This window comes from Mycobacterium sp. 1465703.0 (genome assembly GCF_001672975.1).
In the GTDB taxonomy this organism is placed as follows: domain Bacteria; phylum Actinomycetota; class Actinomycetes; order Mycobacteriales; family Mycobacteriaceae; genus Mycobacterium.
In genome coordinates this window covers 1-10043 of the sequence record NZ_LZKU01000196.1, presented here as the reverse complement: position 1 = coordinate 10043, position 10043 = coordinate 1, and the positions used below count along the sequence as shown (strand labels likewise).

The following is a 10043-nucleotide window of genomic DNA, read 5'->3' as shown; positions in this document are numbered from 1 at the left end:
GGGAGGTGGTCGCGGGTGTTGACGATTTCTCGGCTCTCCCGCTGGAGCATCGCCTATTACGAGAAGACGGCCAATGAGGCCAAACAGGCCGCGATGGACCGGGTGTCGGCCGGTGGCGGGCTCGGGGAGTACTACACCGAAGGTGACACCCGAGTCCCGACGTGGGTGGTGGCCGGGGATGCGGTCAAGGTTGCTGAACTCACCGGTTTGAGTGGGGAATGTGCCAGGAGGTGGGGTGTGGGGGATTTAAGGTTGAGGGAGGTTTGACGGTGTGAAGGCGATGGGTGTGGTCGGTGAGCTGGTGCGGCGGGGTTGAGTTGACGTCGGCGCGCGGCCGGTGCGCCGACGTCGCGGTTGGCTTGGCGCTCGATGAGCGGGCGGCTGGTCTGTACTCGGGGCCGGGGCTGGCGGCAAGGGTGTTGGCGACGCTGGACCGGCGCGGTGAGCAAAGCTTGAGAAAGGAGTTCGACGCGGTGAAGATCAAGGTGGGGTCGGCCATGATCGCGCTGTTGGTGGCGGTGATGTTGTGGCTGCTGGGTAGCCACACGGTGGACTGGTTGTTGTCGACGCTGCCGCACTGAAGTGCCGTCCCGACAGTTTGGCGCTGGGCAAGCGAGAATGGACGCGGCGCCATCGGCGGCGCTGGCAAAGGAGACTGTGGTGGAACGCGCGCTACTGGACTGCGTGACGCAATCAGGTGAGGTGCTGCCCGCCGAGATGGTGCGCTGGCTGGTCACCGAGGAGGCGCCGCGGTTGGCGGTGACCGATGTCGGATGGGCGCGCCCGGACGCGGCGGGCAACGCGCTGCGGTGGTGATCGCGGCGCGGCGCGGCCGCGGGTAACGGCTCAAGAACGAAAACAGGGCCCGGCCAATCCCCTGAGGGGTGGGGAGCTGGCCGGGCCCGTTGCGTGATGCCGGGATGGCTAATCGTAGAGGGCGTCGCGGAGTTGGTCGGCGGTGAGCAGATCCCAGCCGCTGCCGGCGCAGGCCCAGGCGGTCTCGCCGAGGACGACGACGTCGCCGACGCTGAGGCAGCGGTGGCCGGCCATCCGGTATTTGATGGCCCACGGCTGGTCGGGGTCGTCGATGTTGAGCTGCTCGAAAACCGTTTCGAGCGCGACGGTGGTCTGCTCGTCGCTGGGCCGGCCGGTGACGGTGAGGGTGAATGCGGCAGCGGCGTAGAGCTTTGCGGGCTCGAAGTGGCCAAACCCAAGGCCCTGCCGGCGGGCCTGGTTGAGGTACACGGTGGTGGCGAGTTCGTACATGGCGTTGCTCCGTTCGGTGTGCTGAGTGGTGCGCCGGTCGGCGCTGGGGTGCAGGCAAGCGGGTGAGGGTGGGCGGTCAACCCCGAAGAGTCCGCGCCGAACGGCGCAGGGTTTTCGGTCCGCGCTCGCCGGCGCGCAGCGCCCTGGCGGGCTGGCATTGGGCCGAAAAGGTCACTCGGCCCGCGCGGTTTGGGGTGGGCGTGGGTTGAGCGGTCGGGCCCCCGCCCGATTAGGCTGCGACGCCTGCTGACGGTGCAAAGGTGAGGGGCTACGGATTTGGTGGCCGCCGCCAGGCGGCCAGTCCGGTCGCGCCCGGCGCGCCGGCACGGTATGGGGCCGAAGAAAAAAGGGGGGCCCGGCCAACCCCGCGGTGGGGCAGGTGCTGGCCGGGCCCGGTCGGGCGGGTGGTTAGTCGCGCCCGGGGTGGGGTGCGCTGTCGATGATGACGCGCTGGATGTGGTCGGGCGCCAGCCCGGCGCGCAGCGCGGCCAGGAGCAGCATCGCGAGCCGGGGGGCTGGGACGTGAGCGGCTTCGGCTTCGTCGAGCGCGGTGTCGATCGCGATGCCGGCGCGGACGGTGTCGCCAAGCAGGCAGTAGGCGACGGCGGCGATGGTGAGCGCTTCGGCGCGGGGTTGTCCGCGCAGACGTCGGGCGATGTGGGTCCACAGTTCGGCCGCGGCCCGGGTGTGCTCGATGGCCGCCCAGATCATGGCGTCACGCACGGTGACGTCGGCGGTGATGATGTGCCCGGCCCGGGTGGGCAGCGTTCGGCTGATCGGATGCCCGTGGAGGGCGTCGGAGATCTCTTCGGCGGTGGTGATGACGAGCTCGCCTTGGTCGCCGAGCGGCACGGGAGGCGCGGGAGCAAGCGGGGCGAATTCGGCTTCGATATCGCTGCGGTCGCGGCTGACTCGCTCGCCGGCGAGGACGCGCTGGGCGGTGAACAGGGAGTCGGTGTAGGGGTAGGTGGGGCCGTGTTGGCCGCTGTCGGGGTCGTACCACTGCCCTTCGGCGGTGACGTCGTGGGTCATGATCCGGCGGATGACCGGAATGCCTGCGGTAGTGAGCGCGTGGCGCAGGGCATCGAGGAGAGCCAGGGCGTGGGGGTTGTGCTGGTCGTCGCAGACGGCGAGCAGGACCGCGCCGTGGTTGTCGGCTGAGCGCAGGTTGCAGGTGGCGGGGAGGTTGGCGGCTTGGGCGGTGGTGACGGTGATGTCAAAGCGGATGGCGCAACGGATCAATAGGCCGTCGGCGGAGTCGCGGCGCAGCATGTAGGCCACGATGCTGTTGGTGGGGGCGAAGCCGAGCAGGCCCGCGGCCGCGGCGACGATGTCGGCTGGGGTGCGCATGAGAGTGGTCATGGTGTTGTCTCCGTTTCGGGTTGGTGGTTGGCGCCGGTCGGCGTTGGGGTGTGGGGGACCGGCGGGGTGGCGGTGTCAACCCCGAAGAGCCCGGCGGATAGCAGGAGGCGGATTTGCGGCCGCGAGCGGCAGCGAGCTGGGTAGGGCCGCAAATGCCGCCGGTGGCGCACGGGCGTAGCGGGAGGCGCCCGTGAGGGCGGCGGGAGCGAAGAACGGGCGAGCCCGCCGGGCGTGGGTTGACAGCGACGGGGTCCCTGTCGGTCACACTTGGCCCCTGCTGACGGCTAAAGAAGGTGAGGGGCTACGGATTTGGTGGCCGTCGCCAGGCGGCCAGTCCGGGCGCGCCCGGCGCGCCGGCATCGTGTGGGCCCGAAGAAAAAGGGGGGGCCCGGCCAGCCCCGCGGTGGTGCAGGTGCCGGCCGGGCCCCGAAGGGGATTGCGCTTAGCTCGTCTCGCAGGCGGTGTCGCGCAGTGCCTCGAGCAGCTCGACGTTTTCCCCGAGTGTGATGGTGTCGTGTCCCCACTGGCTGTAGGTGCCGGTGACGGTGTCGATGACGAACGGAATGTCGACGGGCCGCCCGCCGGGGAGGGTGCGTGACACGATGCCGTTGATGATCATGGGACAGCTCCTTTCACGTTGGGAGATAGTGGGTTAGGCGCTGCGCCGATGAGCGGCGGGCAGGCTGATGCGGGTAATGCCCCACGGCGCGGGGTCATAGCCCGGGAGTGCCTGGACCAACATGTTCTGCAGCTCGCGGCAGAATGCGTAGGCCTGGGTGTGCTGCCAGTCCTTGGGTTCGCAGGCCTGGTATTCGTAGCACTGCAACGCCTTGAGGACTTCGACGACCGACCAGGTGTGCAGGGGCCGGGTGTGGCGGTACTCGTAGGGCTCGTGGATCGGGTTGTTGAAGTAGCAGTAGTTGACCGAGGCGGTGTTGGCGTCGACGAGCATCTGGCCCACCTGGTCGAGGTTGTCGTCGGTGAGCTGGTTGACTCGGATCGGGTTGTCGTAGACCCAGGTGAGGTTGCCGCAGGGGCGGCGAAATCCGTAACGGCCGGCCCACAGTAGGACGTTGATGTGTTCGGCTTCGACGACGTATGCGCTCATGATGTTGTTCTCCGTTTCGGACGGTGGTGAAGTGCGCCGGTCGGCGCTGGGGTGCGGGCAAGCGGGTGAGGGTGGGCGGTCAACCCCGAAGAGTCCGCGCCGAACGCAGCAGGGTTTTCGGTCCGCGCTCGCCGGCGCGCAGCGCCCTGGCGGGCTGGCATTGGGCCGAAAAGGTCACTCGGCCTGCGTAGTTCGGTGCGGGCGTGGGTTGAGCGGTCGGGGTCCCCGCTTGCTTACGGTGTGCACCCCGCTGACGGCTAAAGAAGGTGAGGGGTTACGGATTTGGGGTGGCCGCCGACAGGTGGCCAGTCCGGGCGCGCCCGGCGCGCCGGTATCCCATCGGGCTGGAAGAAAAAGGGGGGCCCGGCCAACCCCGCGGGGGTGCAGGTGCTGGCCGGGCCCGGCGGGGCTTACAGCTGGTCGTTGACTTCGGCGGCGGCCTCGGCGATTTCGTTGAGGAGGTCGAGCTCTTGCTCGTCGAGGTCGGCGATGCGGCAGCTGCTGGAGTGGGTGTGATCGAGGGCCGCGGCGCGTTCTTGTCGCAGCGCATGGAGCCGTGTGAGGGCCTGGTCGAGCTCGAGGCGCGGGTCGGTTTCGCGCTGCACGTGGGCGATGACGAGGCCGAGGTAGTCGAGCAGCTGGCGGCGAGTGCCGTGCAGCGCGAGTCCGTCTCCGTTTTCGTTCCACAGGCCCAGAATGAAGGGCTCGGTGAGTTCATTTTCCTTGTCGGGCAGCAATTCCTCGATGCCGCGGGTGCGGGTGTGCAAGGTGTAGAGGCTGTGTGCGGCGTGGCCCCACTCGATGTGGTTGCTCATGGTGATTCCTTCCTGCGGGGTGGATTCGAGGGTTCAGGCGACGGCGTGGGGCAGGTGGTCGCGGACTCGGTGGTCGAGTTTGAGGATGTCGATCATCGCGGGGGTGTGGCTGTGGTGGCGGCGGATCTCGACGTCGACGCGGGTGATCAGCGTGGCGCTGATGCCGGGGTTGCCGCCTTTGAGGGCGAACACTGCTGCCAGGGTGAGGGCTTGGACGCGGGCCTGGCCGTTGAGGTGGTCGCCGATGCGGCTCCACAAAAGGGCGGCCCGCAGGGGCCGGCGGTCAGCAATTTTGTAGAGCAGGCTTGTGAAGCTGTCGTCGAGCAGCAGCGGTGCGGTCAGTTCGGCGAAGCCTCTGCTGGGGTTGCAGGTGCCGGTGACGAGTTCGGTGCGAAGCTCGGCCAGGATGGCGATGCGGTTGTAGCACATGATGTTTCTCCGTTTTCCGATGGTGATGGAGTGCGCCGGTCGGCGCTGGGGTGCGGGCAAGCGGGTGAGGGTGGGCGGTCAACCCCGAAGAGTCCGCCCCGAACGCAGCAGGGTTTTCGGTCCGCGCTCGCCGGCGCGCAGCGCCTTGGCGGGCTGGCATTGGGCCGAAAAGGTCACTCGGCCTGCGTAGTTCGGTGCGGGCGTGGGTTGAGCGGTCGGGGTCCCCGCCCGCTTACGGTGTGCACCCCGCTGACGGCTAAAGAAGGTGAGGGGCTACGGATTTGGTGGCCGCCGACAGGTGGCCAGTCCGGGCGCGCCCGGCGCGCCGGCATCGTGTGGGCCGACCGGAAGAAAAAAGGGGGCCCGGCCAACCCCGCAGTGGTGCGGGTGCTGGCCGGGCCCGGGTGCTCACCCGTGTTAGGTGAGTCCGGCGTCGCGGATCCGGGTGCGGATGACGGACAGGTCGGCGGTGTAGGGGCCGAATTAGGCCCAGCTTTGCCATCCGTCGAGAACAGTTTCGACCTGATCGAAGTCGACGTTGGGGCGGCTGATGGGCATGGTGTGGCCGCTGTTGGGCCCGGCGTGGGCGATGACGGCCACGAGTTGGCCGGTGCCGCCAAAGGCTTCGGAGTGCCCGGGGGGTGCCGGGTTGCGGCGGAACCGTAGTTGGCGCGGGATGTTTTCGGCGGGGTCGATGAAGTCGTAGGCCAGTGCGTAGTCGATGTCGGACATGAGAAATCTCCTTCTGTGGGTTTGGGTGTGCCGGGCCCGTGTGGGCCCGGCCGGTGGGTGGGCGGTTAGGCGGCCGCGCTGGCGTGATGGTCGAGGACGGTGTCGATCGCGGTGTCGAGGTCGTCGTGGTGTTGGGCGGTGCCGCCGTCGACGGTGACGGTCCAGGCCGGTTGGTCGCCGATTCCGGCGGTCAGGGTGTAGGTGTGGCCGTGGTGGGCGGCTCAGTAGGTCCAGGTGTCGGCGGTGGCGTGGAAGGTCATGTCCCCGGCGCGGCCTTTGAGGATCCGGGTGTGGGGGTCGGCGGCGAGGTCGGGTGCGGTGGCTTCTACGGCCACCATCTGTCCGTGGTCGTCGGCGGCGAGCAGCACGAGGCGGTGCCCGGTGTCGGGGGTGTAGTCGTGCACGGTGGTGAGGAGAATGTCGCCGTGGTTGTGGATCAGGATTCGGGTGATTCCGTACTGTTGCTGCTGGATTCGTCCGGCGGCTTCGTCGAGAAGGTTGAAGGCGAGTTCGAATTCGTGGTCCATGGTGTTGCTCCGTTCGGTGTGCTGAGTGGTGCGCCGGTCAGCGCTGGGGAGCGGTCAATCGGCTGAGGGTGGGCGCGCAACCCCGAAGAGTCCGCGGCGAACGGAGCAGGGTTTTCGGCCCGGTGAATCCCGGCGCGTCAGCGCCTGGGGATTCACTTCCATAGGGCCGAAAAGGTCACTCGGCCTGTGGAGTTCGGTGCGGGCGTGGGTTGCGCGCTCGGGCCCCCGGCCGATTAGGCTGCGACCCTTGCTGACGGCTAGCTAGGTGAGGGGCTACGGATTTGGTGGCCGCCGCCAGGTGGCCAGTCCGGTCGCGCGGGGCGCGCCGGTACCCTGCTGGACCGGATGAAAAGGGGGGTCCGGCCAACCTGGGTAGGCGGGCCGGACCCCGGGGGCCGTTTTCAGGCTGTGGCACGTGGTCGTGGCGTGCCTGGCCCCGTTGCGGTGAAGGTGTCCGCGGAGGGGTGGCTTGCGGGGGTCTTGTGTGCGGTGAGCCCGAGTCGCGCTGCGACCCGGTGAATGGTGCGCGGCGTCGTGTAGAGGCGCCAGGCAATCAGGTCGATGTCGATGCGGCCGTGCATGCGGCGCACCGCTTCGTCGCGGTCTGCTCCTCGCAGGTGTAAGCGCAGGCCGTCGTGGGCGACTTGGAGGACGGCGAGCTCGTCGATAGCGGGCCCGGCGGGAGCCGGTGGTTGTGCGGTGATCAGGGTGAGGTGTCGTATGGCCTCGGTGTGGCTGGTGGGGTCGTGGTCTGTGGTGGCCCAGTGGTCCAGTTCTGCAGTCATGGTGGTTCTCCGTTCGGTGTGCTGAGTGGTGCGCCGGTCAGCGCGGGGGAGCGGTCAATCGGCACAGGGTGGGCGCGCAACCCCGAAGAGTGCGCGGCGAACGGAGCAGGGTTTTCGGCCCGCGCTCGCCGGCGCGGTAGCGCCTTCGGCGAGCTGGCGTTAGGGCCGAAAAGGTCACTTGGCCTGTGTAGTCGACGCGGGCGTGGGTTGCGCGCTCGGGCCCCCGGCCGATTAGGCTGCGACCCTTGCTGACGGCTAGGTAGGTGAGGGGCTACGGATTTGGTGGCCGCCGACAGGTGGCCAGTCCGGTCGCGTGGGGCGCGCCGGCAGCCACCGCGCCCTGGAGGAATGCCGGGCTTCCGGCCGGCCACCACGTTGAGATGACCGGCCGGACGCGCGCGGTAGTGCGGTTAGAACAGGCGCCCGGCGCGAAACGGATCGCGGTGGCAGGGACAACCACACCGCCATACGGCACCGGGCAGGGACACCTTGAGAACCACCCCGCCCTCTTGGGGTCCGCCGAGTCGGTGCGGGCAGTCGTCGTGGCGGCCTTGGTCGCAGGATTTGGTGAGCGCGTTGACGGGCATGTCGACGATGACCTTGGCGCCGTTGATTTCGTCGGGATAGGTAATCCAGCGGATCCCGTCGACGTAGCGGATCTTGGCGTGCCGCTTGATTCGCTCAACGGGCGGCACGGTCGAGCCGCACCATTGTTCCCAGTATTCTTTGTCGCTCATGGCTTCTGGGGTCCTCTCCAATTATTTGTTCGGGCAGGGGTAGTCGCGCTCCGTGGTGGCGTGAGTGATCGCGTAGGCCTCGGCGCGGGGTGTGGGCAAGCGGGTGAGGGTGGGTGCGCAATCCCCGTAGAATCCGCGCCGGGTGTTCGCCGGGTTTTCGGCCGCGCTCGCCGGCGCGGTAGCGCCTTGGGCGAGCTGGCGTTAGGGCCGAAAACGGTCACTCGGGACGGTGAGGCCCGGGTGGGCGTGGGTTGCGCGCTCGGGCCCCCGCCCGCTTACGGTGTGCACCCTGCTGACGGTGAAAGAAGGTGAGGGGCTGCGGATTTGGTGGCCGCCGCTAGGCGGCTAGTCCGGTCGCGCGGGGCGCGCCGGCACGGTGTGGGCCCGAAGAAAAAGGGGGGCCCGGCCAACCCCGAGTGCAGAGATGGCCGGGCCCGAGCGGTGTTATTAGGTCGCGCCGAGCGCTTGGGCGACGATGCCCACGAGGTCACGCGCGGCGGGAGGGGTCACCGCGTTGCCTGCCTGGCGGACCTGTTCACGGCGGTTACCCAGGATCCGGTAGTCGCCGGGAAAGTCCATCGCCGCGGCGATCTCTCGCGGTTCAAGCATCCGAAACAGGACGTCGTCGAGCTCGATAGTCGGGTGCTCGGCGGTGAGCAGCGACTGATGGCCGGTCGTGGTGACGGTGCGGATCGGTTCACCGACTGGGGTTGTCATCTGGCCTTGGTCACCACGGGCGGTGTTGTTGCGCATCAACAGTGCGTGCCGTTCGACCGCGGTGACAGTGGCCAGCGCGTCGCTGGCGGGCCGGGTCCCTCCGTTGCCGTAGTAGGTGGTTACCAGGCCGTGGTGGTTGCCGTTGGCGACGACCGTGCACAGCGGATCGGTGACCGGCCGGTGTTTGGAGCCGCCGCCGCGCAGTTCGGCGATGAACGGGGTCATCGCGACGCCGTCGTTCTCGCGGGTGGTGCGGGTGGGCAGCGGCTGGGCGGTGGGGGTTGCCTCGGTGCGCCAGGTCCCGCCGGTGGGCACCAAGAGACCGGTTTCGTTGCGGGTGGTCATGGTCCGCGCGGCTTGGTCGATCGGTGCCGCTTTTTTGCCGTCTCGGGCTTCGACCGGGACGAGCAGCGGCGCCCAGTAGCGTTGGATGCCAGCACGGATGCGGGCCATCGTTTTCTCGGCGAGCGGTTTGGCGCGCTCCCCGATGGGCTGGCCCAGCAGCGTCCAGTCGATGATGTCAGCGGCGGGCCGGTAGTGCGGTTCGACGATGCGATGGCAACGCGGCGTGGAGCAGATGTAGAGGTATTGCTGGCGGTAGCGGCCCCATGGTGTGCGGTCGGGGCGCTTGAACACTTGGCGGGCATTGATGTCGCCGTGCACCGGGCATACGGCGGCAGGTGCGGTCACGCGCTCGATATCGGGGCGTGGGGCGCCTTTGCGCCAGAACAGCACGTAGATCCGGTCGCGGCTTTGAGGTGCGCCGGGGCCGAAGGCCTGGGCGTGCATGGAGTTGAGGAACACGATGTGGTGTTGATAGCCCAGGGAGTCCATCGCCATCAGCCACGCCGGGAAGGGCTGCCAGTGGCAGGCTTCGACGACGTTTTCGACGATCACGGCAGCGTAGCGGTGTGCTTCGGCGAACCGCACGACGTCCCACATGGTGGCGCGGGAGCGTTCGGCGGCCTCGTCGGGCAGGGTGTCGCCGAACAGGTCGGGCTCTGAGTCACGTTTGCGCCCTTTGGCTGCCGAGTGATGGGTGCATTCGGGACTGGCCCACAAGATGTCGGTTTTGGGGTATCGCCAGGGATTGACTTGGCTGATGTCGGCGCAGTCGTGGTCGGCGTCGGGATGGTTGGTGTTGTGGGTTTCGACGGCCAGTTGCCAGTGGTTGGCTGCGATGCGCACGGACACGCCTGGGATGGTGGTGGCTCCGGTTGATGAACCGCCGGCACCGCAGAAGAGGTCGGTGAGGGTCAGGGTCATGGTGTTGTCTCCGTTTCGGGTTGGTGGTTGGCGCCGGTCGGCGTTGGGGTGTGGGGGACCGGCGGGGTGGCGGTGTCAACCCCGAAGAGCCCGGCGGAAAGCAGGAGGCGGATTTGCGGCCGCGAGCGGCAGCGAGCTGGGTAGGGCCGCAAATGCCGCCGGTGGCGCACGGGCGTAGCGGGAGCCGCCCGGGAGGGCGGCGGGAGCGAAGAACGGGCGAGCCCGCCGGGCGTGGGTTGACAGCGACGGGGTCCCTGTCGGTCACACTTGGCCCCTGCTGACGGCTAAAGAAGGTGAGG

At 68.6% G+C, this 10043-nt stretch carries 13 protein-coding genes and 1 pseudogene; 3 read left to right on the top strand and 11 right to left on the bottom strand.

The features are described from left to right. Window positions 1–15 precede the first annotated feature (15 nt). From A5625_RS18170 to A5625_RS18160, 3 genes and pseudogenes are all read left to right on the top strand, one after another. A pseudogene (locus A5625_RS18170) lies at window positions 16–234 on the top strand (hypothetical protein); the annotation flags it as partial. 50 nt (window positions 235–284) lie between these two features. Then, on the top strand, window positions 285–581 hold the full coding sequence (locus tag A5625_RS18165) for a hypothetical protein (protein WP_066996889.1): 297 nt from the start codon (window positions 285–287) through the stop codon (window positions 579–581). Window positions 582–660: 79 nt separating this feature from the next. After that, entirely contained in the window at window positions 661–816 is a 156-nt protein-coding gene (locus A5625_RS18160; protein WP_156748339.1) for a hypothetical protein, read from the top strand. Window positions 817–924: 108 nt separating this feature from the next. On the opposite strand, the gene A5625_RS18155 is transcribed toward A5625_RS18160, so the two are convergent. From A5625_RS18155 to A5625_RS18110, 11 genes are all read right to left on the bottom strand, one after another. Next, complete coding sequence (locus A5625_RS18155) at window positions 925–1266, bottom strand: hypothetical protein (protein ID WP_066996883.1); 342 nt, start codon at window positions 1264–1266, stop codon at window positions 925–927. Window positions 1267–1674: 408 nt separating this feature from the next. Further along, window positions 1675–2628 carry a DUF4192 family protein gene (locus A5625_RS18150; RefSeq protein ID WP_066996881.1) on the bottom strand — a complete coding sequence of 318 codons (954 nt, stop codon included), beginning with the start codon at window positions 2626–2628 and terminating at the stop codon, window positions 1675–1677. A 442-nt stretch (window positions 2629–3070) separates the two neighbouring features. Then, window positions 3071–3247: a hypothetical protein gene (locus A5625_RS29210; RefSeq protein ID WP_156748337.1), complete on the bottom strand. Its 177-nt coding sequence runs from the start codon at window positions 3245–3247 to the stop codon at window positions 3071–3073. A 33-nt stretch (window positions 3248–3280) separates the two neighbouring features. After that, entirely contained in the window at window positions 3281–3736 is a 456-nt protein-coding gene (locus A5625_RS18145) for a hypothetical protein (protein ID WP_066996878.1), read from the bottom strand. Window positions 3737–4146: 410 nt separating this feature from the next. Further along, entirely contained in the window at window positions 4147–4551 is a 405-nt protein-coding gene (locus A5625_RS18140) for a hypothetical protein (protein WP_066996875.1), read from the bottom strand. A gap of 33 nt (window positions 4552–4584) precedes the next feature. Continuing rightward, entirely contained in the window at window positions 4585–4980 is a 396-nt protein-coding gene (locus tag A5625_RS18135; protein WP_066996872.1) for a hypothetical protein, read from the bottom strand. 483 nt (window positions 4981–5463) lie between these two features. Further along, complete coding sequence (locus A5625_RS18130; protein WP_156748335.1) at window positions 5464–5712, bottom strand: hypothetical protein; 249 nt, start codon at window positions 5710–5712, stop codon at window positions 5464–5466. A 221-nt stretch (window positions 5713–5933) separates the two neighbouring features. Further along, window positions 5934–6239: a hypothetical protein gene (locus tag A5625_RS28480; protein WP_232003746.1), complete on the bottom strand. Its 306-nt coding sequence runs from the start codon at window positions 6237–6239 to the stop codon at window positions 5934–5936. A 401-nt stretch (window positions 6240–6640) separates the two neighbouring features. Further along, window positions 6641–7024, bottom strand: coding sequence for a hypothetical protein (locus A5625_RS18120; RefSeq protein ID WP_066996866.1), 384 nt, complete (start codon window positions 7022–7024; stop codon window positions 6641–6643). Window positions 7025–7434: 410 nt separating this feature from the next. Further along, window positions 7435–7761 carry a hypothetical protein gene (locus A5625_RS18115; RefSeq protein WP_066996862.1) on the bottom strand — a complete coding sequence of 109 codons (327 nt, stop codon included), beginning with the start codon at window positions 7759–7761 and terminating at the stop codon, window positions 7435–7437. Window positions 7762–8208: 447 nt separating this feature from the next. Continuing rightward, window positions 8209–9744 carry a DNA cytosine methyltransferase gene (locus tag A5625_RS18110; RefSeq protein ID WP_066996858.1) on the bottom strand — a complete coding sequence of 512 codons (1536 nt, stop codon included), beginning with the start codon at window positions 9742–9744 and terminating at the stop codon, window positions 8209–8211. Window positions 9745–10043: the final 299 nt, after the last annotated feature.